The sequence below is a fragment of the Ochrobactrum sp. PL_is483 genome (genome assembly GCF_055816855.1).
The window spans coordinates 366632-392410 of record NZ_JBVPGS010000037.1 but is presented as its reverse complement, the minus strand read 5'-3'; the positions used below and the strand labels follow the sequence as shown (position 1 = coordinate 392410).

At 53.2% G+C, this 25779-nt stretch carries 24 protein-coding genes; 12 read left to right on the top strand and 12 right to left on the bottom strand.

The window, feature by feature from the left end; genetic code table 11:
- The first annotated feature begins 15 nt into the window (after positions 1 to 15).
- From AC0TNJ_RS15550 to AC0TNJ_RS15540, 3 genes are all read left to right on the top strand, one after another.
- A complete protein-coding gene (locus AC0TNJ_RS15550; protein WP_473771600.1) occupies positions 16 to 483 on the top strand; it encodes a hypothetical protein in 468 nt (155 codons plus the stop codon).
- A 347-nt stretch (positions 484 to 830) separates the two neighbouring features.
- Entirely contained in the window at positions 831 to 980 is a 150-nt protein-coding gene (locus AC0TNJ_RS15545; RefSeq protein ID WP_473771599.1) for a Rap1a/Tai family immunity protein, read from the top strand.
- 17 nt (positions 981 to 997) lie between these two features.
- A complete protein-coding gene (locus tag AC0TNJ_RS15540; RefSeq protein ID WP_036577864.1) occupies positions 998 to 1276 on the top strand; it encodes a hypothetical protein in 279 nt (92 codons plus the stop codon).
- Positions 1277 to 1708: 432 nt separating this feature from the next.
- Here AC0TNJ_RS15540 and AC0TNJ_RS15535 read toward each other — a convergent pair whose 3' ends face one another.
- On the bottom strand, positions 1709 to 6241 hold the full coding sequence (locus tag AC0TNJ_RS15535; protein WP_473771598.1) for an autotransporter outer membrane beta-barrel domain-containing protein: 4533 nt from the start codon (positions 6239 to 6241) through the stop codon (positions 1709 to 1711).
- A gap of 607 nt (positions 6242 to 6848) precedes the next feature.
- Between AC0TNJ_RS15535 and AC0TNJ_RS15530 the strand changes: the two genes are divergently transcribed.
- Positions 6849 to 8099 carry a helix-turn-helix domain-containing protein gene (locus AC0TNJ_RS15530; RefSeq protein WP_473771597.1) on the top strand — a complete coding sequence of 417 codons (1251 nt, stop codon included), beginning with the start codon at positions 6849 to 6851 and terminating at the stop codon, positions 8097 to 8099.
- A gap of 33 nt (positions 8100 to 8132) precedes the next feature.
- Here AC0TNJ_RS15530 and AC0TNJ_RS15525 read toward each other — a convergent pair whose 3' ends face one another.
- Both AC0TNJ_RS15525 and AC0TNJ_RS15520 read right to left on the bottom strand, forming a co-directional pair.
- Complete coding sequence (locus AC0TNJ_RS15525) at positions 8133 to 8357, bottom strand: putative hemolysin (RefSeq protein ID WP_473771596.1); 225 nt, start codon at positions 8355 to 8357, stop codon at positions 8133 to 8135.
- Between the two features lie 36 nt (positions 8358 to 8393).
- Complete coding sequence (locus AC0TNJ_RS15520) at positions 8394 to 9281, bottom strand: LysR family transcriptional regulator (RefSeq protein ID WP_473771595.1); 888 nt, start codon at positions 9279 to 9281, stop codon at positions 8394 to 8396.
- Between the two features lie 127 nt (positions 9282 to 9408).
- Between AC0TNJ_RS15520 and AC0TNJ_RS15515 the strand changes: the two genes are divergently transcribed.
- From AC0TNJ_RS15515 to AC0TNJ_RS15500, 4 genes are all read left to right on the top strand, one after another.
- Complete coding sequence (locus AC0TNJ_RS15515) at positions 9409 to 9993, top strand: isochorismatase family protein (RefSeq protein WP_473771594.1); 585 nt, start codon at positions 9409 to 9411, stop codon at positions 9991 to 9993.
- A gap of 16 nt (positions 9994 to 10009) precedes the next feature.
- Positions 10010 to 10642 (top strand): glutathione S-transferase family protein, encoded by a 633-nt coding sequence (locus AC0TNJ_RS15510; RefSeq protein WP_473771593.1) that lies wholly within the window; start codon positions 10010 to 10012, stop codon positions 10640 to 10642.
- A 20-nt stretch (positions 10643 to 10662) separates the two neighbouring features.
- On the top strand, positions 10663 to 11154 hold the full coding sequence (locus AC0TNJ_RS15505) for a cupin domain-containing protein (protein ID WP_473771592.1): 492 nt from the start codon (positions 10663 to 10665) through the stop codon (positions 11152 to 11154).
- Positions 11155 to 11221: 67 nt separating this feature from the next.
- Positions 11222 to 11668, top strand: coding sequence for a hypothetical protein (locus tag AC0TNJ_RS15500; RefSeq protein ID WP_473771591.1), 447 nt, complete (start codon positions 11222 to 11224; stop codon positions 11666 to 11668).
- A gap of 271 nt (positions 11669 to 11939) precedes the next feature.
- On the opposite strand, the gene AC0TNJ_RS15495 is transcribed toward AC0TNJ_RS15500, so the two are convergent.
- The 7 genes from AC0TNJ_RS15495 to AC0TNJ_RS15465 all read right to left on the bottom strand — a co-directional run bounded on the left by AC0TNJ_RS15495 (position 11940) and on the right by AC0TNJ_RS15465 (position 20441).
- On the bottom strand, positions 11940 to 13493 hold the full coding sequence (locus AC0TNJ_RS15495; RefSeq protein WP_473771590.1) for a hypothetical protein: 1554 nt from the start codon (positions 13491 to 13493) through the stop codon (positions 11940 to 11942).
- 232 nt (positions 13494 to 13725) lie between these two features.
- A complete protein-coding gene (locus AC0TNJ_RS15490; RefSeq protein WP_473771589.1) occupies positions 13726 to 15636 on the bottom strand; it encodes a UvrD-helicase domain-containing protein in 1911 nt (636 codons plus the stop codon).
- A 10-nt stretch (positions 15637 to 15646) separates the two neighbouring features.
- Positions 15647 to 17593 (bottom strand): ATP-dependent nuclease, encoded by a 1947-nt coding sequence (locus AC0TNJ_RS15485; RefSeq protein WP_473771588.1) that lies wholly within the window; start codon positions 17591 to 17593, stop codon positions 15647 to 15649.
- Between the two features lie 239 nt (positions 17594 to 17832).
- Positions 17833 to 18447 carry a recombinase family protein gene (locus AC0TNJ_RS15480; RefSeq protein ID WP_036577737.1) on the bottom strand — a complete coding sequence of 205 codons (615 nt, stop codon included), beginning with the start codon at positions 18445 to 18447 and terminating at the stop codon, positions 17833 to 17835.
- A gap of 176 nt (positions 18448 to 18623) precedes the next feature.
- Positions 18624 to 19298: a DUF2971 domain-containing protein gene (locus tag AC0TNJ_RS15475; protein WP_473771587.1), complete on the bottom strand. Its 675-nt coding sequence runs from the start codon at positions 19296 to 19298 to the stop codon at positions 18624 to 18626.
- Positions 19299 to 19321: 23 nt separating this feature from the next.
- Positions 19322 to 19501, bottom strand: coding sequence for a hypothetical protein (locus AC0TNJ_RS15470; protein ID WP_473771586.1), 180 nt, complete (start codon positions 19499 to 19501; stop codon positions 19322 to 19324).
- A 16-nt stretch (positions 19502 to 19517) separates the two neighbouring features.
- The gene (locus AC0TNJ_RS15465; RefSeq protein ID WP_473771585.1) at positions 19518 to 20441 is read right to left on the bottom strand and encodes a hypothetical protein; all 924 of its coding nucleotides are present in this window, start codon (positions 20439 to 20441) and stop codon (positions 19518 to 19520) included.
- 410 nt (positions 20442 to 20851) lie between these two features.
- Between AC0TNJ_RS15465 and AC0TNJ_RS15460 the strand changes: the two genes are divergently transcribed.
- On the top strand, positions 20852 to 21892 hold the full coding sequence (locus AC0TNJ_RS15460) for a hypothetical protein (RefSeq protein WP_473771584.1): 1041 nt from the start codon (positions 20852 to 20854) through the stop codon (positions 21890 to 21892).
- A 91-nt stretch (positions 21893 to 21983) separates the two neighbouring features.
- Here the strand turns inward: AC0TNJ_RS15460 and AC0TNJ_RS15455 are convergent, their stop codons facing one another.
- Complete coding sequence (locus AC0TNJ_RS15455) at positions 21984 to 22865, bottom strand: ImmA/IrrE family metallo-endopeptidase (RefSeq protein ID WP_473771583.1); 882 nt, start codon at positions 22863 to 22865, stop codon at positions 21984 to 21986.
- A 9-nt stretch (positions 22866 to 22874) separates the two neighbouring features.
- Positions 22875 to 23192, bottom strand: a complete 318-nt coding sequence (locus tag AC0TNJ_RS15450; RefSeq protein WP_473771582.1) for a helix-turn-helix domain-containing protein — start codon at positions 23190 to 23192, stop codon at positions 22875 to 22877.
- Positions 23193 to 23323: 131 nt separating this feature from the next.
- Here AC0TNJ_RS15450 and AC0TNJ_RS15445 point away from each other — a divergent pair, with 131 nt between their 5' ends.
- Genes AC0TNJ_RS15445 through AC0TNJ_RS15435 form a run of 3 tightly spaced genes read left to right on the top strand, consistent with a single transcriptional unit; the run spans position 23324 to position 25766 of the window.
- On the top strand, positions 23324 to 23548 hold the full coding sequence (locus AC0TNJ_RS15445; RefSeq protein ID WP_473771581.1) for a DUF2188 domain-containing protein: 225 nt from the start codon (positions 23324 to 23326) through the stop codon (positions 23546 to 23548).
- A gap of 5 nt (positions 23549 to 23553) precedes the next feature.
- Positions 23554 to 24570 carry a CBASS cGAMP-activated phospholipase gene (locus tag AC0TNJ_RS15440; protein ID WP_473771580.1) on the top strand — a complete coding sequence of 339 codons (1017 nt, stop codon included), beginning with the start codon at positions 23554 to 23556 and terminating at the stop codon, positions 24568 to 24570.
- Positions 24567 to 25766, top strand: coding sequence for a nucleotidyltransferase domain-containing protein (locus tag AC0TNJ_RS15435; RefSeq protein WP_473771579.1), 1200 nt, complete (start codon positions 24567 to 24569; stop codon positions 25764 to 25766). The genes AC0TNJ_RS15440 and AC0TNJ_RS15435 overlap by 4 nt, the downstream gene beginning before the upstream one ends.
- Positions 25767 to 25779: the final 13 nt, after the last annotated feature.

Here is a 25779-nt window from a genome sequence, read left to right as displayed (position 1 = left end):
GTATGGCGCAATATAGTGGCTACGCTGTTTGATGACGCGCTCGATGAAATGCGCCTTCTGCGCCCTGCATTCCTTCTGGCACGCGGGCTCGGATCCCGGGTATTCCCTGATGTCCTCGATAGGGACGCATTCCTTGCTCTGGCAAGGATTGCTGGAACGCCCGAAGGGTCCGTCAGCATCCATCATGCCGAGTTCGGCAAGCGATCGGAGAAAACCACCAGAATCGATCCGGTTCGCGCATGGGACGGCCTTTTCCAAGTTTTCCACGAGGACGTCATTCTGGAGTTCTCCCCAAGCCCGCTATTTGTTTGGCTGCCCGCTGGCGAGCGTTTTCACGTCGTGTTCGGGAGCAAAAATATGATCGCACAAATCGACAATATGCGGAATGAGGCTGGCTCGTTCTGCGCATTCGTTGACGCATCGAGCTCGACCGAGAAAGGCAAGCAATTCCTGCTCGAAGCCTATGAGCGATACACGATCTGATGTTGCCTGTTTCAGAGTGCATTAGGTCAGCCATTTCGCACAATCGCCTGCGTTCGAGCAGCGCCGGTGACAGCCTGATCAACGGAGAGGAAGATGACAGAAGCGTACCAATTGAGGGCAACTTTTTCAGCGGCGATACTGTGGATAGGTTTGGCTATCAATGTCGCGTCAGCAGAATCTGACAACGATCAGGCCGGCGACTGGATCATCAGCGGGACTGAGCTGATCAAGGCGCTCGAAGGACAGAACGATGATGGCGCTCTGCAGAGTGAGGCTGGTCGTATCACGTCGGGCGCCCGCGGTATTGCTTATATAGCTGGGGTGGCTGATGCTACCAGCGGGACGGGGTGGTGTGGGCCGAATCTGTTCTCCCCCATGAGCTTACAGATCGCGTATACACGCATCTTCGAAGCGTCACGCCGGAGCGTCTTAAAAGGAGAGCATCGACATTGGTGATTGAGACGCTGGCTGCTATTTATCCCTGCCTTGCGAATTAAAGAGGCGTTTTCGAGTTATGCTATTATTGGAAATCTTGATTTTTTCTGCTGCGTTTGTGGCGGTCATTCTTCTGGCGGCTCACCAAATTGTCGCGCAGATCAAGGAGTACCGATTTTATAAGAGTAACGGCGGCGATTTTTCGGTCGATAGCGGCGCGGACAATCTGAAGCTTGATGAGCGCGTTTACATCAATGCTCTCGGCCTCACGAATTGGCAGCGTTTCTATCTATTTCGTCCGTTTTACATCGTGCTGCTTATAGCGTTCGCCGGCATGATGATCTTCTCTTTGTTCTGACGGCATGAAATATTCCGCTCCTGTCAACCTTCTTACAGAATTCGCGAAAGTCGTGTGCAAAAGTCAAAGCTTCGCGACTGACTTTTGCGACACGTCGCGGCCCGGATTCCGGGCCGTTGCGAACGTGACGCAGGTTTCAGGATTTCCGCGACAAGACGCCTATCGCTAAATCTCAATGTCTACGCCTCGCGGTTTGAAGGGATGGACTTGAGCAGGGGCGCGACAAGGAAACAAACGCAGCCGCTAGAGCCTATGTCGCCAGTATTGACGCCTTCTCTTTCGCGCATAATGCCTAAACACATTCTCCCCGCCATCCGAAGATGACGGGGAGAGGAGTCAGGATACTGCCTGCGGGTTAGCGGGGGCGCTGACAGTATCCTCACACGATCAGGTGCTGACGCTGAGGGGCTAATCAGCACCTGCCGGTGATCTTTACCACTTCACGCGGAAACCGACATTTCCTTTCAGAGTGTAGCTGTCGCCGAAGTTGTTCAGGCTGGTGTTGACTATACCCTCCCCGTAGATCGAGTATTTGTCGTCATCCCAGTTGTACGAACCACCGAGACCGACACCACCCCACAGGCGGTCTTTCTCCGAGGCCAGGCTGACGCCGGCCAGATCGACCTTCGTGCCTTCCAGGAATTCGTAGTACATATTGGCAATGCCGTAGACATGGGACCGGTTGGTCATGCCATTGCCATTCTGCCACGATGTCTCATGGTCAAGCGTGAGCCCAAGACGTCCCTGAAGGCTGTCGCCCTTGTCGAGGCTCACCGGTGCACCGAAGCTGTCGGTGAAGTCGTCAAAGTCGACGCTGGAATAAACCAGCTGGCCCTGTGGTGTGACAGACCATTCCGGGTTAATGGCGAAACGCTTGCCGGATTCAATCGACAGGGCATAACCAAATCCATCATTGCCGTCAGTCAGACCGCGATTGGCAAGCGTCGAACTCAGGTCAGAGTCGTACCAGGTCGCATGCGCCTGCGCGTCAACATAGAATCCTTCATTGCCGTACCATGTGAGCGTTCCACCGAGACCGTAGCCATCCGTGGAAATCTCGCCGTCGCCGAAGCGGGACTTCGTCTTGGTTTTGCCATGGACATACTGAACGAAGACGCCGCCGATCAGGGTGCCGTTTTCATTCTCGGTCAGGAGACCATCAAGACCAGCCTGCATCTTGAAGACGTTCTGGTTGTAGTCGGTGCCAGTGGTCGAGAAGCGGGATTCGATGTTGTTGTGCGCACCTTCGATGCGACCCCAGACACCGTTGCCCTCTACATGGACGCCAGCCTCTTCAGGTGGTGCAAATGGCGTGATCGCATCTGCTCCCTGAGATATCACACGGTTGCCGCCGCCTGCCCAGAAACGGTTGCCGACACGCTGCTGCAGTGTCGAAACACCGTTCAGGCCAAGCAAGGCCTGCGGATAGGCTTCATAGCTCGGAGCGCCGCTTTGATACATTGGCTCTGGATCTGGTGTTACCGGATCTGGGTCGGGATCTGGCCCCGGACCTGGGTCTGGATCGGGACCAGGTCCTGGGCCCGGATCTGGATCAACAGGATCAGGCTTCATTTCGGAACGCAGATACCAGTCGCTTGTTTCCGAACCGGATCTGTTGCCCTTGTAGAGCTGATAAGCATAGGCACCGCCGACAACAGCGTCACTGCCGTTGATGGTGTAGTCACCCTTCAGTGTGAAGGTACCATCCGAAGAACCTACGACGTCAACGATCTTGATACCTTCGTTCGTTACTGCACCGAGACCGCCCCGGTTTGTGACCGTTACATCCGAAGATCCAACCGTTGATCCCTGAACAAGAAGCAAGTCAGTTGGAGAGGCGTCGTCACCGAGAGCCGTATTGAACGCGATCAGGCCATCATTGCCGGTGTATGTCCGGTCGACAGTGATGGTCTTGTAACTGGCAGCGCTCGACGGATCGCCCGTCGGAGCCATGAAATTGATCGTGCCACCATTAGTCAGGTTAAGCAGCGACGAATTGGCCGTAACATTCCAGACACTGGTATCATCGATAGTCATGGATACCGGATCGACCATACCGGTCAGCACAGTACCATTGTTGAGGTATACGTCACCGAAGCTGTCATCATCCGAGATGATATTGCCGGTTAGTATCGAGCTGTCAGCCGTGAAGGTCGCCGTTGAACCTTCAATGACATTGAACACGCCATCCGAACCGGTCATGGTTGAATTTGATACAGTAAAGGTATCGGTTCCGCGCTGTGCCTTTGTGGCCCAACCGGTTACATCGATATTTGCGTTGGAAATTTCGACGTTTCCGTTGTCCTGCGCCAAAACGCCGACACTGTTGGCACCGGTGAGTTTGGTTTGACCGGAAATTTTGGCAGTGGCTCCATTGCGGGCAACAAAGCCGGTCGCGCCAGCAACTGATGAATTGACCTGCGCATTTGCGGTCAAAACCGTGGTCGCGTCAGCTGCGCCGACCGCTGCACCCGCCAGATCGTGCTTCTGACCGTCGGCAATACCGCCAACGCTGTTCGCACCTATCAGGGTTACCGATGCTCCGTCCATCGAACCGGTCGCACCGCCTTCGACGATCACGCCGGTTGCGCCTTCGCCCGAAACTGCAAAGTTTCCGCCATCAGCATTGATTTCGGTGCCGGCACCAGTGCCGAGAATGCCAACAGATTCCTTGCCGCTTGACGTAATCGCGAGGCCGGTAGCCGTCAGGTCAGCACCTTCAGCGATCCGGAAAAGCGTTGAACGTTCCGTCGACACGTTCATTGCTGAAGCGTCGACATTGATTTTGGCATCCGGACCGTAGATGAAGAAGCCGATCTGGTCCGAACCGGAGATGAAGTTTGGTACCGCACCTGCCGATACATCGACCTCAGCCATGCCGCGGGCATGAACACCGATGCCGCCGACGCCGGTAAGGTTGATCTGACCGTCAACCAGTGCCGTTGCGAGGCCTGACGATTCACCTTCGACCCATACGCCGTAATTCCGTGTTCCGGAAGTCGGGTCCGCCCCACCGGCGACGTTGATGACACTGGAGGACGTCATCGTCGCGGTCGGTGTGGCAGATCCGGTCGAATGGACCTTCACGCCGACGCCGTTCACGCCATTGAGCGTGATGGTGCCTTCATTGCCGATGGTTGCCGTCGAGCTGGAGTCCTGTGCCAGAATACCTACATTCTGAAGCGGCGTGTCGTTAGCAGCACCATTGATGGTGATGTCACCACGATTAACCAACGTGCCAGTGCTTCCGGAGCGCGCCATCATGCCAACGGCATTCTGCGTCATCGAACCTATAACGATGGAACCATCGTTGATAGCGGTGGCGCTGTTGCGAATGGTTATGCCGGCAGTCGAACCCAGTCCGGAAAGTGCGATCGACGTGTCTGCAACGCTTTCGGGGTTCGTCACATCATATTGTGCAGCGCGCCCGATATAGATCTCGCCCGATGCTTCATTAACGAATGTCGAGGTGCCCCGAACATCCGCGCCCGTGAGCGTGCCGCTCAGCGGGTCGTTGTTGACACCGAGATTGATGATGCCGGAATTGCTTGCCGTCGCGCCGCTTTCAACACGGACACCATACTGGTTGAAGCCGTCATCATCATAGGTGTAGCCAGCAACATTCATGATGCCGTTGTTTTCAAAACGGCTGCCAGTGCCGGACACGCTGACGGCCTGACCGTCAAAATAGGTGTCCTCATAGTTGCCGGGCCCAGCTGCCGTGTCGTATCCATCGCGCGCAAAGTAACCGCTGGAGATCACACCGTTATTGACGGCCGTTCCACCGTTGCGCACATAAAGACTAGTGCCGCCGCCCGAAAGGCTGCCACCTGCCTCGATCTCGATATGACCGCCATCGGTCGCCATGACAGCGAAGCCGTTCTGATCGATCTGACCACCCGATACAATTTTGCCAATAGAGCCGGCACCAGTGGCCACGAGCGAGTAGTTGGTACCTCTCGAAAGAGTAACCTCATCGTCCGGATTAATCGTGATGGTCCAGGATTTCGTTTCGGTCGTGAAGCTGACAGCTTTGTTGAATTCACCATCATACGCAGCCTGCGCTGAAGTGTAGCCGAGTGCTGCATAATCGACCGATCCGCCCGAAAGAGCGGATTTCAACGCGTCATTATATGCCTGAAGTTCGGCTGCATTGGTGACCGTGTGGCTGGCGCCATCAAAACCTGTAAACGTTCCGGCATAGTTCGGCACAGAGATATCATAGGTTTTCGAGGTGCTGCCCGCAGCTGCAACGCGTGCGTTGTTGCTCCAGACCTCGTTGCGCGACGCCCATTCGACCGTTGCGCCCGAGTTGGCTTCGGTAAGCGTGGTCTGTTTGGCGGCCATGACGATCGAGTTAGTTGCCGAGTCTGGCGTTCCGTGATCGCCGATGTCGACGACAAGCTTGCTGTCCGTACCGCTGGCGGTTCCGAGACGAGCGTCGATATACATGCCACCGTTGACGTTATCGACAATAGCGGTCGAGCTGTTGGTGACATCGCCCCAGTTCGAGGTTGCAATCGAGCCTGTATCATAGGTGCTGATGACAGTATTGCCGCCTGTGATCGGATCAGGAACGGTCATGCCATTGTTCTGGCTGCCGAGCTGAAGACGTTCTTGGCCTTCAGCAGACGGGTCGAGATTACCGAGCCGGACTCTGGTGCTGCCATTATTGCCGCGATCGATATCAGAGCCGTTTCCGGTCAGCGTTACCGTGCTGCCACCATCGACGGTGACACCGCCGACCTTGTTGTCGTTGATCGTCGGGTCATAGCTGCCGGCGTGATCAGTCAGTGCGCAGCTACCGCCGCTTGCAACCGCGGATCCGCCACCGCAGCTTGCAGCAAAAGCCGCTGGCGAAAACGCCACGGACGTTGCCAATGCTGCGCCGAAAATTGAAAGGGTTACGAAAGGAACTGCGAGCTGTGGTGCAAAGCTTGCAACCGTTCCTTTCCATTTGGTCATCCTGCCGCCACGGCGGATAATATGCTCAGGCGTTGCGCCCGCACTATTCGCTCTATGCTGCCTCATAGACAATCGTCTCCAGTGTTGTCTGTTTCAAAACTGCCAGCTGCAGTGCTTTGAAAGGCAACTACTGGAAGTAAGTCGCCAGCCCCTCTCGGCCTCTATCGACAAGCACGAAATCCGCGCTCTCGACGGTCTGTACTGCAGCCGGCCCTGAAATTCAGAACTCGACGTGGCAGATCACGGCAAACCGTTTTCTTGCCCCTCAGCTTGGACGCTCACTGATTTCGTGTAGCCAAATCAGTAAAGTGCCCATATTGCCCTTAGCGACAAGAAAGCGTTCGATCTTTCAGAATAGTCGCCTGAGAAACGACAATTCTGAAAAGAACTGGTCCGCAGAAAAATGGCGTGCCACATATGTGGTCGCAAAAAGGCCGAAAACTGCGGTTTTGAGGGCATTTTATAGTCTCATTAGCCACGCGTAGCAGATCAGCCACGGCGACAGATAATTCTTCAACTGGAGTAATGAACATTTCCGGCTTGTCGCAGGATTGATAAGTAAATAGAAATATGGCCGCATTCCCCCGATGCCGGAGACTTCCCCCCTATGCTTGAGTTTCGTGCTTACGATTCAGCAGAAGTATATTCTATCCTCAAAGCTATTTATGCCGATTGCCGGTTTGATTTTCTACAACCCGGACGCGCGCGCTTCCGGATTGCAGAAATGGGGCCGATAGCGCTTTTCAACGTCGTCTGTTCTTCTCCCTTTTCATTTACTTGTGAGGAAAGCTCGCAAACGCTCGTTCTGCATCATTGTCTTGAAGGGGGGATTGACTATCGCAGAAACGACATGAGCCTGTCGATGAAGCCCGGTGATATTGCACCTATATCGAGTACACAGACCAGTGGCATGGACTGTCATTCGCATATCGCGCACCAGACAATTTCCATCGATGAGGGGATGCTCAACCAGCATTTCAAGAAACTCAGCAATGATGAATTCGATCAGCCGATACTCTTTGATTTCAAGAAGCTGACCGCGCAGTCCAAGAAAAACATCTATGACGTTATCCAGACGATCCACGTCCTATCCGATGACCTGGACGCATGGAGTCTCGATTTCGAACGATATGGCGAGTTCTTCTCCTATTTCCTTTTGAAGGAAATGGAAGGCAATCACAGCCGGACCAGTATCGGTTCGCCGATTATATCGGACCAGAAATACAGGGACGCGGAGCGATACATTCTGAACAATATCGACAAGGGGGTCAGACTCGATGAACTGGTGCGGGTGGCCAACTGCAGCATCAGTGAATTAAACAAGAAGTTTCTGCGCAATCTCGGCGTAGGGGTCAATGGTGCGATCATCTGCGCCAGACGGGCGGCCAATGTGCCGTCTCTCAATATCAGGGAGCTCAGGCTTGAGGATATCGTCAAAAGTTACCGGGACAGGTCCTATGTCACCCCGTTCGAACATCTGATCGAACTTGGTCGCAACGGTGCCGATCCGGAAAAATCGAGTGTCTTGCGACCGCATCAGCTCGAAATCGTCCTGCACCATATAAACGCAAACCTTGCTGGAAAAATATCGATCAGCCACATCGGCGCGATGGTCGGAATGAGCCGGCAGACATTTACCGAGGCATTCAAAAAGTCGACCGGAATAACCCCGGCCGCCTATATTCTGGAAGAACGGGTGAAATGGGCGCAGTGGATGATCAGCAATACGCAGGAAAGCTTGGTATCAATCGCCATTGAAACCGGTTTTTCCAGTCAGGCACATATGACGACATCGCTTAGAAAGGCCACTAATGTCACACCATCCGAATTACGCAGGAAGCAATATTATTCGCAGTGATGGCGTCGGCCATCACCGCGCTTGTCGTGCCGGTCAGTTACCTCCCCCGCTCCGGAACAGTTCCCATTCCTCGACAACACGTCCGTCAGGGAGATGACAATAACCGACCGTACCGTTGGCTTCCTGTCGCATTTCGAGACGACCGCCAAGCTTCACGCAGTTCTCGGACGCCGGATTGGCCATTTCTGCCTGATCAGGCTTTTGCGGCTCCTGTGTATTTGTACAGCCTGCAACCGCCACTGCGATAGAGAACGTCATCGATAGTCTCATTCCGGTTCCTCCGGTTGTCTGGTTTCATAAATAATTGCGCAGCGGATCGAGGCATTCCGCCAGATATTCGATAAACCGTTGTGTTTTTGCAGGCAGGAGACGTGTTTCCGAAATGGCGTGAACCGCGATTGGCTTTCCGCTCCACGACGGCAAGACCCGCACAAGATGCCTGCTTTCAACGTCGGGAAGTGCTGCTTCCTGGGATAGCAGGGCAATACCGGCCCCCTCTGCCGCGAGCTTTTGCATCATTCCAACATTGTTAAGCCGCAACTGGCTGGTTACGGGCACCTTGATGATGTCATTGTCCTGATAGAGATCCCAGTTCTGCTCTCTGGGAAACAGCAGACAATTGTGTTGCGTCAGATCGATCGGTGTTTTCGGTTCGCCCTGCTGTGCGAGATATCGTCGGGAAGCGTACAGGGCTCGCGGAATCTCCGCGAGTTTGCGGGCAATGAGGCCTGAATCCGGTAACTCACCCATCCGGATTGCCACATCAAAAGGCTCGCTCACCAGATCCACACGTCGGGGGCTGAGATCAAATTCTATGCTGATTGCGGGGTAGCGCTGACAGAAGGCCGCCATATGACGCGCCACAAAGATAATACCGAAATCAACCGGCAGGGATACGCGTAACGGACCACTCGGCTGTGCGCTCAGTTCTGCAAGATGTTGATGAGCCAGACGTGCCTCATCGATTATCCTTGCGCTGCGTTCGAAATAGATTTCTCCAGCTTCAGTGAGTTCGACCTGTCGCGTAGTACGATGCAACAGACGCAGACCAAGCGATTGTTCCAGTGCCACAATGCGGCGCGACAGCGTGGAGCTCGGCATGCCGAGTGCATCAGCTGCGCGCCGGAAACTCTTCTTGCGGGCAACTTCGACGAAGAGCCCCATATTGCTCAGATCTTCCATCCTCATTGCGCCATTGATGGAACAGTGAATTCCACTATTCGCTATTTATTGCAAATATGGGTTGATGGATACTGAAGCATAGACATTAACGCAACAAGAATAACAACTCGATCAGGGAGTAGCTTGAATGACGAGCGCAACACAATCCTGGAGAAACGCCGCGGTATTGCTGATCGATCACCAGATCGGAACCATGAGCTGGGTGAAATCAATCCCGGTCGAGGACATGAAGCGTAACGCCATCATGCTCGCCAAAGCTGCGAAGATACTCAATCTGCCTGTCGTGCTGACTTCCAGCATGGAGGATCATCCGCAAGGCCCCCTGATGCCGGAACTGGAAGAAGCATTGCCCCAAGAATTTCGTGCGCGGATCAAACGTGCGGGTATCGTCAATGCGATGAATGACGAGAATTTTGCTGCCGCAGTGAAGGCAACCGGTCGCAAGACCCTGATCGTTGCCGGTGTCACAAATGACGTCTGCACGGTCTTTCCGACATTGACGCTTCTTGAAGACGGATATGAAGTTATTGTTGTTGCGGATGCGGGTGGATCTCCGGGCAAGATTGCCGACGATCTGGCGTTGAGCCGGATGGAGAAGGCTGGCGCAACACTGGTCGGCACCAATCAGGTTCTTGCAGGGCTAGCCGGCGACTGGTCGACCCCTGAGGGAACGCAGATCGTCTCCGTTCTGGGGGCTGCACTGCAGGGTTAAGGCCCTGTCCTCCAGAATGGCACGTCAGGAGAAGCATATGAAACTCTATTACGCACCTGGAACATGCGCAGTTGCCTGCTGGATCGCACTGGAATGGGCAGGAGCGGATTTCGATGTCGTCCGTGCCGACTATGCATCCAAAGAATTCCAGCGAGTCAATCCACTTGCAATGGTTCCGGCGCTGGACATCGGCGGACCGCGGGCGATGACGCAGGCCGATGCAATTCTCGCCTACATCGCAGAAACATATCCGGCAGCCGAACTTGGGTCCGATAACGACAGTTTCGGGCGTTTTGAGTTCAACGAGACGATGTGTTTCCTGACAGGAGACTTTCATCCGGCTTTCTGGCCGTTCTTCACCCCGCAGCGCTTTACAACGGACCGGTCGCCAGAGGCACTTGAACATGTCCGTCTTGCCTCGCACGAACGTATCGACCGCATTATGCAACACCTCGATCGGATGATCGGCGACAGCCAGCACGTCTATCGTGGCCGCAGAACTGTTGCCGATGCCTACGCATATGTCATGGCGCGATGGACATCGAAACTGCCCACAACATGGAAAGAATACCCAAACGTCGCACGGCTGTTCAAATTCATGGAAGCTGATCCCGTCGTTCAGAACGTTCTGCAACGTTCATTGAAATAAAACAGAATTGGCAGGTTCCCATGAATAGTTCAGTCAAGATAATTGGCAGCGATGAGGGCGAATACCTTGGCGTTGCCGGTGACAATTACCGGGTCATCATCGACGGAACGAAGACAGGCAATTCCTTTTCGGTCTTCGACATGACCATTCCACCAGGTGGGGGACCGACGCCGCATTCCCATGCCGCCATACAGGAATGGTTTTACCTGATCGAAGGTGAGCTGGAATATAAAACCGAGGCTGGAAAGGCGACCGTCAGGAAAGGCGGATTTGTTTTTGTTCCCGAAGGCGGGGCTATCCATTGTTTCAAGAACGTTTCAACCGAAATGGCCCGCGTTCTGTGCGTTGTCATGCCGGCCGGCCTTGAAAATTTCTTCCGGGAATTTGGCGTGCCGGTCAAGGCTGGCGAGTTTCCGCCGCTTCCATTGTTCACACCGCAGGAAGTGGATCGACTTGGTGCACTCAATGAGAAATATGGTCAAAAGACCTACCCGCCAGACTATCTTGATTAACTCGCGTCTGGCCGACTTTCGTTACCGCAATGCATTTGGACGATCTTATAATTCGGAAAGGTATGTCATGAGCACGTTCTTTGCCTCGACCTTCCGCGATCTGGGGTCCGCCCTGGAAGCACAACAACTCATCGAGCAGTTCAATGATGATCGTGTCATCAAACTGGTTTCGTCAGTGGTCATTTCCAAAGATACAGCTGGTGAAGTCACACAACACAATGGCAGAACACCCGGCAGTCTGGGTGCTGTCATGGTCGCGCTGGCAGGTGGCGTTGTCGGCCTTGTCGGTGGCCCTGCCGTCGCAATGCTCGGGGTTGCCAGCGGAGCGCTGTCCGGCGGCTGGTTCGATCTGTTGCGCGTGCAGGACAGAGATGCATTCATGGCGGAAGTTGCAGAAAAAGTGGCCACTAATCAGGCGGCTTTACTCGGTGAAGTCATCAACCCTGATGATGACGCCCGCCGTCTCGTGGAGGCCCAGATACGCAAACTCGGCGGAACATTGGTTGGCGAGTGAACGCGACCGGCTTGTTCGCAGTCGTCAATCATCATGCAAACAGGATTTCAAAGTGAGCAGCAATTGCTACTCACTTTTTCTCTACTTGTATAACTACTATTAAAGGCATAATGACGCTTGATAATGAACCTAGAGGCCACAATCTTGCCTTTGGGTCAGGGTTGCTGACCTTTCCGAACGATTCCAGCCATATGTGTCCGAGCCGTATCGTAGGATTGGATATCCAGTGACTGGCGCGTGTCGGTGATAGGGTGGGTTCCCGACTGTCGGCTTATGGTCTCGGCCCTTCCAAAGCAGACATGCGTGGGTCTTTTGCCGTCCTCGCGTTGAATTTCATGAAATGCTTGCGGAAGGCGATGACTAGTCCGTCATCCTTGGTGTCTTTGCACAGCGACAGAATTTCCGCCCCCAGGCGCCAGCTGATCGTGTAGCGCGAAGGCCTGATTTCGCCCTTAGCTTTTTCAAGAAGCCTGATCGACTCTTCCGTAAGCGGTGCTGTGGTCCAAAATTCGAAATGCACGGGAAGATTCTTCCAATCTGGGTGCTCTTTGGCGGCTTTGAAAAAGATCGGCACGTTGTGCTGAAGCCATTTCTCCACCTCGCTGTGAGGCGTCTCTCCGTAGGGAGAATGGCCTTTGCACTCGATAAAAGTTAGGGATATGTCGTCACGCACGGCGATAACGTCGGCCTCTGCTTCTTTCCCCCCAACCTTATAGATCCTGTTCAAGCGTACCTGGTGAGCACCGGTCCTTCGGAAGACGTCAGCCGTCAGGTACTCGAACAATGTGCCTCGGAGCTGGTTGGCTGCACCTTCGATCTTGCCAAATTTGCTGAATAGCGCATCGAACTCGGTCGGATCGATCGTCGATAGTATTGCGGCTTTGTTCAACACCGCTGAAAGCTGCAGCAGCCCCGCCGCCACTTCTTCCCCGAAAAGGTTCGCCGGCGTCGCGGGTACGATGCCGTTCTCCTTGAATAGCTGAAAGGCATCACCATGGAACTTGTCGGCCACGAACATCTGCAAGCACGGGCCGACATTGCGAAGGTTTCGTAAGGTTCGGCACTTGTTCACGAACGGGCGTGCACCCGCGACGGTGACCGGGTCTCCCAGATGAACGTCGCAGGCGACGAAACCCGGCCTATTCTTACCATCCTTACCGACTTTTATCATCGCGCCCAGATAGCTGGGTGCGGTCAAATCCCACGCGAACGTTCCCACGCGCGGCAATGTCTCGGAATCTCGTGTCGTCACCTTCCCATAGCTGACAATCCCGAGCTTCTTCAGCCAATCGCTGACGGCCGTCAGAAGAAATCCCTCCAGTATAAGGCGGGTTCGGACCATGGGTGCCAGGCCTTCGTAGAAGCCATCGGCCTGCACGATCGCAATGCAATCGCCAACGCCGGGCAACGTCACCCGTTTGAGAAGACCCGCCTCATTGAGCCGAGTAAAGATGGTTTCCGGTGACAAATGTCTGAGCTGTCTTACGGGTGCGCCGCAAACGATCGGAAATAGTCGCTCCGGAACGACGCCATCTCGCTGCCGAAGCGCGGCTATGGCATCGCCGTAAGCCGATTTGGTCTGCATGAGCGCTGCGACGAGGTTCTCCCAATAGATGGGTGAGCCAAATTGCTGCTCGAGATACAAGAATCGGGCTTTGCGGGGGAAGGTGATATAGCTGAGGCGCCGTACATTACCGGCCACTCTCGATACGCGCTTCCGCGCAGCGGCCTCGGAAACCCCGAGCGTTTTGACCAAGTGCCCCGCAACTTCGCCAGAAAGGCGGGGACCGCAACGTTCCAGGAATTTTTCGATCAGATCGCTCATGATTTTGGCACGTGTCACACAGCGCTGTTAATAACATGAATACATGTACGGACGCCAGTTTTCGCGTGATCCGTAATTCTCGTTGAAACTACGGGATAATTCGACGACCAGATAAGCACGAAATCAGGTCCATGTCACAGTGGGGCTGTCCGATAGAAGAATTTCGGCCTCATGACCTGCCGGATTCGGCGCTCGTCGGCACGGCATCCGAGCAAAGGGCGTGGTAGCAAGGCTACAGATCAACAAACGACCAGCCCCTATGGTCCGTGAGCGTTAACCTGTCCTGCTGAGAGATGCGATCGCGGTGCATCGCTATGCAGACCAGTTGCCGCGCCCTAGTGGTCGCTACATACATCTTTTTCATAAAAGATGCCCGGATGGATGCGTGGGTGGCAGCATGAGCTGGGTCGAACACCGGTCTCTCCGACGCCGGATTGATCAAGAAGGGCAGCATTTCCTTTACGTCAAAAAGAGCCCCGAACTTAGTTTCGAGGACGAGGGTGGCGTCGTGGGTTTCCCCTTTGACGCCATGAATGGTGGAAACCTCCATCGGGATGCCACCCGGGCTCAGATACACGTTGCCAGGCAACACCGCTTCATCAAACAATTCCGGCACATGGTCCGCATAGGCCAGATATTCGGCAATCGCGATATTACCAATATCGATATCGCAGATATCGCAGAGCGTTTGCGCAATGTCTGTCCATTCGGCCGCCGTGAGTGTAGTGCGAAGCAGCAAGTCTGCCATCAGCGCATTGATCAAAGATGTCTTCTCCGAGACATCAAAGTACCGCCTTAAATTTGCGCGCGTGATTGGCATAGCGCCTCCGGATCGTCCGATGACAGTCTTGCCGCCCAGACGTAAGAGTTCCACCAACCCTTGCCTCAGGTGCTGGTAGTGAGCGTGAACCGGCCCATTTTTCAAATCCAAGGTGCCCCTAACGCATTCACAGAAAGTATCAGGAGTCCTCCCCCGGTTCACCTGATTCCGATCGAATGCCTGCCAGTAAGATTGTATGCTGAGTGCTCCGCCTTCGGCACGCCCTCCAACTGCTTTTACGATCCTGCGCTCGGCTTCCGGAAGCCCGGCGAGTATCGTGCCGAACTGATCCAGCACGGCTCCTATCGTATCATTGCCATAGAGAATGAATGTACAGCTAGAAGCATTCGCGGATGCAGGGCGGGAGCCCGTCAAAGCAATCCGCCTTGTACTGAGTCCGCAGAATTTGTCAGCTATAGTCGCGGTAAACCGGCCGCTGTCCGGGATGGGTGCAAGGTTCAAAGCCGCGTTGAATGTTTCGTTTGGCGGCTCGCCCGCCATGCCGTCGAAAATCGCCTGATCGGGATCGCCAATCTTTTGTAGCGTGCACTCTGCAGCATCGCCAAACAGATGATTGATCAGTTCGTCCTGATATCTCTGCGTGTCCTGCATTTCATCGATTAGTATGAGAGGGAAGCGCTGTCGCAGGGCATCAATGATAGATGGATTGGCTGAGATCAGTTCCCTTGCAAGCGCGTACATCTCAGAGAAGAAAAAATAGCCATTTTCGAGAGCCTGATTTTTTGCCGCGATCATATTCCGGTAGGAGGCTGTATGGGTGCCTGGCGATCCCGGCACGTCGACGGATAACTGGTCTTGAACCCACTTTAGGCGTAGTCCGGAAATGCTGGTATTCCTGTTGTCCAGATATGCGCGCGTACCGAAGGTCAGGCGGCGATGCATGTAGGCCGCTGTGGCCGTGTCATCGATCTGACGGATCGGGTATCCCTTGGAGCGACAGGCCGGCAGCGCGAGAAAAGTTTGTACGAAATCCTGGATCGTCCCAATGAAGTGCGGGTAGCTAAGCAGCGATCTCGCCGCAGCATTGATGCCAACACGCTTTTGAATCTCATTCTTTGCCACATTCGTATGGGTTAGGACACATAGACCGCGATGGCGCCAGCGCCATTTGCGGGCAAGGAGGATCAGCTTCAAGCCGATGAGCGTCGTCTTACCCGCTCCGGGACAAGCATGGACGTGGTGGTGCTCCCGAATAGCCGCACGCCTTGCCTCATTAAGAGTCAGCGCTTCGTCCATCGACGCAGCATTGACCTCTTCAAGCAGCGCGTCAATGTCGGCGTCGTCTATGGCAGGTATCGGCATCAGCAAGCCCCTATGCCGCTGCCACAGGGGCTTCATGCCCTGTCACATAATCTATAGCCCGCACGATATATGCTGGTAGTACTGCCCGAAACACGGCTCTCCGTGCCGCAGTCTGCGCGTGGTCAGCTTGTTGTCTCGCGTCAACCTGTTCGGGCGTTTCATTCTCGAGAGCAGGCGTAATGATCGGCCCGAACTTTTCAGCCAGCACGCTCGATAGCGCATAGGCCAACTTGGTCTTCGCACTGGATTGCGTGGCGACATCCTTGTAGATGGCAACTGCCCGCAATTCCGGATCAGCCGGCAGCTGGTCATAGCCATCGAGCGTGCCTTTCAGCGCCTGATATACTTCTGCTGCCAAGCCGGCCCGCACAAGCGCATACTCGAACGTCCAATGATCCGCCACCTCGACCCGCACATTCTGCCCAGCAAGCAATTTGCGGTTTGCAATCCAATTCAATCGGCCTTGAACATTTTCCGCGTAGTGGCTTTCCCAGTATTGTTGATTACCGGGCTTTGCTTCCAGAAAGCCGTAAATGTTGCCTTCCGCGATGCGAGCCGGTTCGGGCCACAGATCGAGATCGCGCAGGCAAACGACGCGCGTACCAAGCCATGCGGCGCCGTTCGCAGGATTGTCCATTCCCGTCCGTTGGAAGATACGGGCGAAGGGCGCAAAGGCGATGCTGCCGACATTAACGACAGACACGCCAAAATCCTCGAATGGTCTCCCTAGAAGATCTGCAAATGTTGAAAGGAGGATATTCTCACCATCGCCCTCGACGATCATGACGCCCTTAGCGAAGAAGAGGTTGGATTTTGTTACATCCAAGAATTTCTCTAGATACACATAGTTCTGCGCATCCAGCTGCGTTTCCCCCTTGCGCAGGGAAAAAGCCTTGCCCTCCGCCATGATGATTATGTTTTCAAGCGGCGCTTTCGACGCCAGGTTCGGGCTGTGGGTTGTAAGGATACTCTGCAACGAGGAATTCTGCCCGCCAAACCCCTCTCTGAGTGCCCGTAGAAATTTCATTTGAAGCTGCGGATGAAGATGCGCTTCTGGCTCCTCGATTAGCAGAAGCGGAAAATCATGCTGCTCCTGCTCAAGAAGCAAGAGTTCCGTCGCCATAAACAGCAGATTGCTATATCCGAGTCCTTGGTAGCGCTCCTGTGAATCGATGAGCAGTTGCAAGCGTTCCAGAATTGCGCGGAACATCTGTTTGCGTTCAGTCGCATCGAGTTGTTCGAGATCGGTTCCGCCCATGATGCTGATCAGCGGGCTTAAGGGTGTCGTGCGGAAATCTAGCCTGCGAAGCTGCTCTTCAATGCGTGCACGTGTTGCGCTCACTCCATCATTCTCGATTATCGCTGCGTTAGCCGCCACGATCGTCATCAGCAGATTTTCAACGACGGCAGCTTCGCCGAACTGTTCAGAGGAGCCGAGAATCTGCGCCAGACGCGATCCGCGACCGCCCATTAGTTCGGCATCCGCATCGCGCAGGGGACGGAGATAGGTGGTTGCAAGAAAATCTCTCGCCTCTCGTTCCACCGGTGGGCCTTCTGCATTCGCGCCGGACCGCAACTCAGTCCGGATCTGCCGAGCACCGCGTAGGAGATGTGTTGTCAGTTCCGCCTGATAGTTGAGATAGAGGACTGAGCGCCGGCTGTTGGTGCCTGGGATCGTTTCGTGCGTCAGATGCTCAACGAATGCGGTCGCCTGCCGGGCGGTGATATCCTCAAACTTCAACTGGATTGAGAACGACGTGGCCCCTCGACTAAAATCGCGGTCCTGAATCCGTATCCACTCCCCGGAGTTCACGGAAAGCGCATAACGTAAGGCATCAACAAGCGCTGTTTTTCCGCTGTTGTTCTCGCCGACAATCAAATTGATGCCGGGATTCAGACGCACCCTGAAATCTGTAAGGATGCGAAAATTCTTTATTGAAACGTCAGAAAGATACATTCCGATTCCCCCTCATCGATAGTAGTTCGTGAGGGGGGGATCGACAATGGCAGGTTTCGCGCGGCGTTGGAATCTTCCCGAACGGCGACAATTAAGGTCGGAGACCGACGCGATCTTTCAAGAACGCATTCACTTCTGCGAACGTTCTTTCGTGTAACGCATTTGGAATGCCGGAACACGAATCGCCATACACGACAAATTCGTGTCCGCCTGATTTCGGAAGAAGTGCGGTGATAGGTTCATCCACCATCGCCTAATCCTCTATTCCGTTTGGTTATGGACGCGACCGTGTTTTTGCTAATACCGAGATCACGAGCGATCCACCGATAGCTTCGCCCTTCGGCGACTGATGCCATGACTCTCGGCGCGAGTCGATCAGATTTCGGGCGTTCGCCAGCCTGACGGCCGAGCTTTTTGCCGCGTGTCTTTGCTGCGGCGAGACCGGATTTGACGCGTTCGCTGATCAAGTCGCGCTCGAACTCAGCAATGCCAGAGAGAAAAGTCGCCAGCATGCGTCCGTGCGGCGAAGACAGATCGAAGGTCATCCCGTTCATGGCAATGACAGACACTTTCCAGTTTTCCAGTTCTCGCAGGGTATTGAGAAGGTCGATAGTCGAACGGCCCCATCGGGAAAGTTCGGTGACTAGGATGACATCGATCTGTCTGGCTTGCGCGAGTGCCATCGCCTTCTTTCGCTCAGTACGATCGAGTTTCGTGCCAGAGCCTGTTTCCTTGAATATCGCGGCAACCTCATATCCGGCTCGGTCAGCGAAAGTAGCTAGGTCGCGTTCTTGCCGCTCGCATGACTGGTCGGCAGTCGAAACGCGGCAATAAATGGCAGCGAGCTGTCCCAATTGAACCCTCATAGATTTTAGTGCCGGAAGGCCCCGATTTCTATGGGCTGATTGTTGTCCAAAATAGACCATACTTCAATGGGGGCACATTGCACGTGACGGCAGCCATCATAATTAAAAGCACCTTTAGTTCATTCTCCAAATGAAAAACGACCGGTTGGCTCCTGAGAACAAGGTCACTCACCTGTTTTAGAGAAACCAAGCTTATAATTATCTATTTTCATCTTTAGAACTGGAATTTTCAATTTGTCCAACTCCGTCCGGATCAGGCGTTCTGCATCCGGCTCAACACGCGAACCCAAGTAAACACGAAACACACATCGTTTGTCGTCATACTGAGCGCGACCGTTACGGGGAGTAATTAGCCGCCATTCTCGTTCTGACATCCACCGCACTGTCTTCGTTCCCAACGTCAGCTTTGCCTTATCAGTCAGGGATGCACGATTTGCCAAGATAACCGGCGGGTCTTCACTATACGACATACGAATGAAGTCGCATTCGTTGGCTAAGCCCTTAAGTAGTTTCGACGTAGTATAGGCGATACACATCCCACTGAACTGATCAGCATAGTGTGCCCACATTGGCTCATGATCATATACCTCCGACAGAGAGGCAATTCCGAGCTTAGCCTTTTCGGTGGCAATTGCTTGCCGTTCCTCCTTCGATTTCCCTTTAAGAATATAGGCTAGAGATTCGCGATGCATCCCCTCCATCGGATCGTTCATGTCGCTGAATCTTGGGCAGTAGATATAGCCACCCTTTATCGCTGCTATTTCTCGATCAAGCTTCGACCCCAGTGGCCGATATCGATAAAGTCTAGGCGGCGTTGAGTAGAACTTAACTTTTGCCACGGCTCCTCCTGGCAAGTTGCTTATTATTTCATCTTCATCGAGATATCGCCTATCTGCACCCCAAGATCCGCTGTGGCCTGTCCCGTGTTCTGGAGTGCGTCGATAAGAAGTCGTAGCAACCCGTTAGTTTCATCTTGAAGTTCATTTTGCTTTTTCATTGATTGCGTCAAGTCGATAAGTGCATCAAAAATATCGGAATCCATCTCTCCATCTCCCTTTTCAGCCCAAAATTTCGGCCAATCGCTCTTTCCAACCATTAGTGTGAACGATACGGCCCTGGTGCATATTTTGATTGATAATTTCGGCTTTCGTTCTCTGTGACACAGAGATCCAATCTTCTCCCAAAACATACAAAGCGTTATCTCTGCGAAGGCTTTCCAAAATGACAATTTGCTTCTCTGGAAAATCATAGGCGAGGTAATCGGAAAAACCCGCCACGCCTTGATAAACGTTGGCCGGGCCATACCCACTGATTGTGGTAGCGCGATCAATAATTACGGCGCTTGACCGCTCAGCCATACCCTCGACTACTTGCCGAATGTGATCCCCTACCCGGTCCCATGGATGCTCTCCCGGTGGCAGGATCACCCAATTCACATGCCGTTGAGCTGGTGCAACGAAAGCCTCTAAGCCAATCGTCACCAGATCGCATTCACCGAATAACTCCAGGAACAGGTTTATTGTATGTCGAGCACCATCATGGAGGGCTACATTATTCGTCAAGACTGGCGACACTATGAATCGTCGACCTTCAATGCTGACGAGAGCCACCTCTACTGCTGGAGCAGCCAACCATTCCCGTGGATAGCACATGCGATAGATGTCTTTGAAATCTTCCATTTCTTCATAGTCACCGCGGCCTCGATACTCACGCCACTTCCAGGAAACAGTTCTGATGTATCGTTCCTCTTTCGGTTGATCTCGATGAACGATCCATGCTCCTTCTGAATTGAAGCGAGACACGCGCCCACGTACTGCTGGCAAGATCGTATCGCCGTCTTGAGCGTGATCATTGAAACCCACTCTTGCCATCTGTGCGCGGGGATTTGCATCCAGTTCAAGGACAACTCGGAAGTTAACTTCGGCCGGAACTTCAGCAAGATGATGTTGAATATTTCGGATTCTGGTCTGCCTGATAGCCATAGGTTGTCCCCCGCCTCTGATTCTTTCCGTTTAAATTGTGCTAAATACTTAGCTGTAAGTATATACGCTGGAAGGCTTACCCCACGATATTCATCGACATAAACACGGGTGGGTTGGTTCCGCCCAACGGGAACAACGCAGTCTCCAAGTATCGCTAGACTGCGAGGTCAAAAATGCGGCACGCCCTAAGGCTGACAGGGACCAGACCTCTTCACTGAACACTGTCGCCCAATCTAAGGCGCGAGCCACGCGATCATCTCGACCGCGTCATGAATACTCACTTCAAACGGAGGTCCCGTTATAGATTAGATGAATGTATAAACACATCGATAGATAACATGACAATCCATATAAAATTAAAATCATATAATTCTAACAAATTCGATCCACAGGCATACTAAGGATTACAGATGACAGAAACAAAATATACCGAAAGACTGAGATCACACAAAGCGTCGGCACGCGATATTATGGCAGAATGTACGAAACAAGATGTCATTTTTCCTATCGATCAGACGATGTTTTCAAGTAACGGATCGCGTAAACTTCAGTTGGAAAATCAGCTGTTCTATATACAAGATGATTTCCTTTATAATTGCATCACCTATGGCGATGGACTTGATGAGAAGCGTTTTAGCGGCTTTACGTGGACCAAAGGTATTGGCTATGCATTTCTGGCATTCTTCGTCCAAAAAGCCTTCAACCTTCACCGATTTCCCTTCTTCCCCGATCGAAATCTTGCCGGCCATCTATCGGAAAAGCAGAAGAATACGGTGTTGGAATCAATCAAGATACTCACACCCAAAAAAGTGGATGCAATTTGCAACGAGTTGATCGCTATCTACGAACATGCGCAAAAGCTACTAAATGAAAAAGATGTCACGGAGGTGACTCTGACTCGCAAGATAAACACTAGCGCTGACTGCCCTGTCTCCCGTGCAAATTACGCACAAACGATAATGACCCTTAAGAAGGCAGCACAGGTCGTGGGCATCGATAAGGTTCAGTTTGAAATGGATATTTTGAATTCCTGGGGAGACGATACCGGGTACTCGTTTTATCCCGTCATGCTATGCCGAAGCATACCGTCTCAGGACATCCTGTACTTCAGCAACATGATTGCCAGCCGTGATACACTAGGCAATATCCATCGCGCAGCTGTGGAACAGGCGGAATGGGTCGTCCTCAATAGATCCCAAACAGGTGTCGTCGACTTTCCGGTCGATGACATTATTTTCGACGATAATGTGTACGAGCAATCCAGGAATTGGAGCCAACGGACCTACGCCGATTTCCTAGAAAATCATACACCATTTCCTTTTCGGTACTCTCACCGAATTGACGCGCGTAATCCGCAAACAACCAGCGGATGGGTTTTCGCCAGTAGTGGGCGGATCCTGTGGCTCAAATATCTTATCAAAGCTCTTCTCTCTCCGAAACCGCGCTTATGAATCATTAGATTGCCTGTAACCAGCCCCTCCAAATCGTAGGCCAAGTTGGACTCAAGGCCGAACCGCGCAATTAATTGGTCCAAAAGAACAGCTATCGGCCGTAGGCAAATCGAGCCGTCCAACTTTTTTCCAGTTCAGCATCTTCGTCCTCCTCCTCAAGAGGGTCCTCTGGAAGCTGATCACTCGACAAGACAGTCAATGTATAGCCATACTTGCCTAGGCCAAGGATCTCTTCATCGAGCACGATCTTGCCAGAGCCGTCAAACCACGTGGCGAGATCGGTTTCATCGATGTCACGTTCGGCGCGCAACACTTTGGACATATCTGCATTGAACCGCCGCGTAGCAGATTGAGGCAGCGGAGTTCCTTTACGCAAAAAGGCGAGCTTACCGAGGTTCTTGAACGATTCCGATATAAACGCGTAAGAAATCTCATTGTTTTTGCTGACAACAATTGCCACTGGATAAGCGCTGCATTCGGCAGCACGGATTGCCGCTGCCGTGACGGAACAATGTGCCGTTGTTGCCAACTTCAGAACCCCGTCAAGACCGATCTGATTGCCAGAGAGTAGTTTGCGTGTAAGCACTGACGGCAGTAGTAGACCGCTAGCGAAATGGTCAGCCTCCAGCTCTATTGACAGATTTTGCGTAAAGTTGGCGCGCGACATATGAAAGCCACCACCATTGATGATCTCTTCGGGATGACCTGATAAAAACCAGTGCCCAAGTTCGTGGGCAATGGAGAAATTCTCGAACCCCTCGTTGCCGTATTCGGTCGAGTAAATGATCGTAGCTGAGCCGCCTGCAAATATGATCGCACCTGACACACCCTGCACTTCAGCGGGCTTTGCCTGAATGGTAATATCCCTGGCTCTGGCAATCGCATGGGGATCAATCGGAAACTGCTTGAAACCGAACTCCTCAGCTATTTTTTCACCGAGTTGTGTTGCCATCTTCAGGCGAAAGCCAGCCATTTTATGCCTCTATTTTTTGTCCTTGATCATCGTGTCGATAAGATTCTGGATGAAAAGTCGGTCCTTCGAGCTCAATTTGTCCTCGTCGCGAAAGGCGGTGGTTGCAGTTTTCGTTCCAAGAAGGAAATCAGCCGTTACCTCCAGTGCTTTTGCGAGCGCACGCACATTATCAAAGGAAGGCTTGCGCCTGCCTGCCTCGAAATGCGCAATGGCCGAAGGTTGCATACCAGCCCTTTGGGCAAGCTGCGATTGGCTCAATTCGCGATTTTCACGCGTTTTGCGCAGGCGAGAGGCGAAGTCGCCAGTTGGAATGCTTGACTCAGACATGACAGTTCGTATATAGTTCCTATTCTAGATCGTCGAGAGCCCTTCGGGGCTTTTTCTCGGGCTCGGTCTGTGACAGAGCGTATAGAGTGTTATTACAATTTTCGAATCAGGTCAAGAATCAGGAGCTGATCATGGCAGGTAAGAACCAACATGTTGTTCCACGTGGCGGCGATTGGGCAGTGCGCGGCGCAGGTAACCAGAGGGCAACCTCAATCCATTCAACTCAGGCCGAAGCTGAACGGGCCGCACGAGAAATCGCAATCAACCAACGGAGCGAAGTCGTCATCCACCGGCCCGATGGACGCATCCGCGACAAGAACTCCTATGGAAACGACCCATATCCACCGAAAGGCTAAAAACTATGACGCTGGACGCGCCCCATGTCGATACACCGTCGATCCGCAGGATTCTTTGCATCGACGGTGGTGGCATTATGGGAACGCTACCAGCGTCATTTCTCGCATCATTGGAAGAGGATCTTGATCGGCCGATCGGCGAGTATTTCGACTTGATAGCAGGAACCTCAACCGGTGGCATTCTTGCCATCGGCCTTGCGATGGGCATACCGGCCCGTGATCTTCTCAAACTCTATGTTGAGCGCGGCCCGCATATATTCGGGCAGTCAGAGGGTATTCTGGCAAATCTTGCTGGCGGCACATGGAGGCGTATGAAGCATGTCTTTGCGCCGAAACATGACGCCGATCTGCTTCGGGCCGAACTTATTGAAGTACTCGGGACCAAGCGCATCGGAGATGCAAAAACACGGCTGGTGATTCCAGCATGGGACGCTGATCATCGCGGCGTGTACATTTTCAAGACGGCTCACCACAAACGCCTTAAAACCGACTATAAGCGACTTGCTGTCGATGCCGCCATGGCGACAGCTGCCGCTCCCACTTATTATAAGCGCCATCGCACTGCGGAAGATGTTGGCCTTTTGGACGGCGGGGTATGGGCCAACAATCCTATCGCTCTAGCAGTGGTCGAAGCCATAACTTTACTCGGTTGGCCCGCCGAGAGTTTGCGGGTGCTGAGCTTAGGGTGCGTCAATGAAGTTTACATGATCGACGAAGCGCCCGGCCTAGGCGGCCTGGCAAGGGATGTCACCCGGTTGTTCATGGACGGTCAGTCGCATGGCGCGCTCGGTATGGCGAAGCTGCTCACCGGGCATCAGTATGAGCGCGAGGCTATCTTTCGTTGTTGTCCCGACGTACCGAAAAATTTCTTTAAACTCGATGACACGCGCAAGATAACCCAGCTTAAGGGCATGGGCGCATCACTAGCACGTAAAGAACGGCCGCGCATTGAGCCTGTTTTTCTTTCCGATCCAGCCAAATTTTTTAACCCAGAATATACGTTGAAAGGAACCGGGTTATGAATCAGATGCGCGCAGTACCTGCGCAAGCCCATGTGCTTATGCGCGACACAGAGATTTACTCGATCCTCGACCTGATTTGTCAGGCATTGGAGTTAAGTGACGCCCAGCTCGAAGCTGCACGGACTAGCTATGAAGCGGTGGCAGAATGGCTCTCGGCATCAGATAGCCCGCTTTTGAAGTGGATCGAGATATACGCGCACGGATCAACCGGCCTTGGTACGACAGTCAAACCAATGGCGCGGGAGGACTTTGATGTCGATCTAATCTGCAAGGTCTTGCGGTTTGCGCCTGACAGGCTGCCGTCAGAATTAAAACAGATTATTGGTGATCGCCTCAAAGAGAACGCTCTCTATGCAGGAATGCTGGAAGAAAAGAAGCGGTGCTGGCGCCTCAATTACGCGCGAGAATTTCATCTTGATATCTCCCCGACGATTATAAACCCCGAATGTGGCAACGGTGGCGAGTTGGTCCCCGACAAAAAACTGCGGGAGTTCAAGCCGACGAACCCGAAGGGTTACAAGGCGCTTTTCGAGCGCAGAGCATCATTAATGCCAAAGCTGCGTGCACAAAAGACGATCATGGCTGAAGATCGAGCGAACATGGAGCCATTTCCGGTGTACGGTTCCGCCAAAGGTATATTGCGGCGGACCGTGCAGATTCTCAAACGGCATCGCGATGTGCACTTCCAGAATATTGGCGAGGATATCGCGCCAATCTCCATCGTCATCACAACGTTGGCAGCACAGTCGTATGAATACTGCGTGAGGAATTTCGTATTTGATTCCGAGCTCGATGTCCTCGTCGCTACCATTCGGATGATGCCTCATTTTATCGAGAAGCCGTTTGTAAATGGCCGACTTTTGTACGTCGTCGCCAACGAAACCACGTTCGGTGAAAACTTTGCCGAACGCTGGAACACCGAGCCAGCTCGCGCAGTTGCATTTTACGAATGGCACGCGAAGGCGCTGGCGGACTTCGAATCACTACCGAGCCTGGAGGGGATTGACGTCATTACAAAGCGTTTGGAAGCTTGCCTTGGCGGCCAGGTGGTTCGCAAGATCATCGATGAGCGGACTGCGGGAATTTCACAAGCAAGGGTAGACAAGAAGCTTTATGTAGCGCCGGTCGTCGGCCTCACTCTCTCCAGCGCCGCCAATGCCACCCCAGTACGACCGAATACCTTCTTTGGGGATTAAATCGTGTTTAAGC

What these genes read in the sequence shown, in the direction of transcription:
- AC0TNJ_RS15540 (WP_036577864.1), top strand. Translation starts at nt 998, where the DNA reads ATGCTATTATTGGAAATCTTGATTTTTTCTGCTGCGTTTGTGGCGGTC.
- AC0TNJ_RS15535 (WP_473771598.1), bottom strand. Translation starts at nt 6,241, where the DNA reads ATGACCAAATGGAAAGGAACGGTTGCAAGCTTTGCACCACAGCTCGCA.
- AC0TNJ_RS15530 (WP_473771597.1), top strand. Translation starts at nt 6,849, where the DNA reads ATGCTTGAGTTTCGTGCTTACGATTCAGCAGAAGTATATTCTATCCTC.
- AC0TNJ_RS15525 (WP_473771596.1), bottom strand. Translation starts at nt 8,357, where the DNA reads ATGACGTTCTCTATCGCAGTGGCGGTTGCAGGCTGTACAAATACACAG.
- AC0TNJ_RS15520 (WP_473771595.1), bottom strand. Translation starts at nt 9,281, where the DNA reads ATGGAAGATCTGAGCAATATGGGGCTCTTCGTCGAAGTTGCCCGCAAG.
- AC0TNJ_RS15515 (WP_473771594.1), top strand. Translation starts at nt 9,409, where the DNA reads ATGACGAGCGCAACACAATCCTGGAGAAACGCCGCGGTATTGCTGATC.
- AC0TNJ_RS15510 (WP_473771593.1), top strand. Translation starts at nt 10,010, where the DNA reads ATGGCACGTCAGGAGAAGCATATGAAACTCTATTACGCACCTGGAACA.
- AC0TNJ_RS15505 (WP_473771592.1), top strand. Translation starts at nt 10,663, where the DNA reads ATGAATAGTTCAGTCAAGATAATTGGCAGCGATGAGGGCGAATACCTT.
- AC0TNJ_RS15500 (WP_473771591.1), top strand. Translation starts at nt 11,222, where the DNA reads ATGAGCACGTTCTTTGCCTCGACCTTCCGCGATCTGGGGTCCGCCCTG.
- AC0TNJ_RS15495 (WP_473771590.1), bottom strand. Translation starts at nt 13,493, where the DNA reads ATGAGCGATCTGATCGAAAAATTCCTGGAACGTTGCGGTCCCCGCCTT.
- AC0TNJ_RS15490 (WP_473771589.1), bottom strand. Translation starts at nt 15,636, where the DNA reads ATGCCGATACCTGCCATAGACGACGCCGACATTGACGCGCTGCTTGAA.
- AC0TNJ_RS15485 (WP_473771588.1), bottom strand. Translation starts at nt 17,593, where the DNA reads ATGTATCTTTCTGACGTTTCAATAAAGAATTTTCGCATCCTTACAGAT.
- AC0TNJ_RS15470 (WP_473771586.1), bottom strand. Translation starts at nt 19,501, where the DNA reads ATGGATTCCGATATTTTTGATGCACTTATCGACTTGACGCAATCAATG.
- AC0TNJ_RS15465 (WP_473771585.1), bottom strand. Translation starts at nt 20,441, where the DNA reads ATGGCTATCAGGCAGACCAGAATCCGAAATATTCAACATCATCTTGCT.
- AC0TNJ_RS15460 (WP_473771584.1), top strand. Translation starts at nt 20,852, where the DNA reads ATGACAGAAACAAAATATACCGAAAGACTGAGATCACACAAAGCGTCG.
- AC0TNJ_RS15455 (WP_473771583.1), bottom strand. Translation starts at nt 22,865, where the DNA reads ATGGCTGGCTTTCGCCTGAAGATGGCAACACAACTCGGTGAAAAAATA.
- AC0TNJ_RS15450 (WP_473771582.1), bottom strand. Translation starts at nt 23,192, where the DNA reads ATGTCTGAGTCAAGCATTCCAACTGGCGACTTCGCCTCTCGCCTGCGC.
- AC0TNJ_RS15445 (WP_473771581.1), top strand. Translation starts at nt 23,324, where the DNA reads ATGGCAGGTAAGAACCAACATGTTGTTCCACGTGGCGGCGATTGGGCA.
- AC0TNJ_RS15440 (WP_473771580.1), top strand. Translation starts at nt 23,554, where the DNA reads ATGACGCTGGACGCGCCCCATGTCGATACACCGTCGATCCGCAGGATT.
- AC0TNJ_RS15435 (WP_473771579.1), top strand. Translation starts at nt 24,567, where the DNA reads ATGAATCAGATGCGCGCAGTACCTGCGCAAGCCCATGTGCTTATGCGC.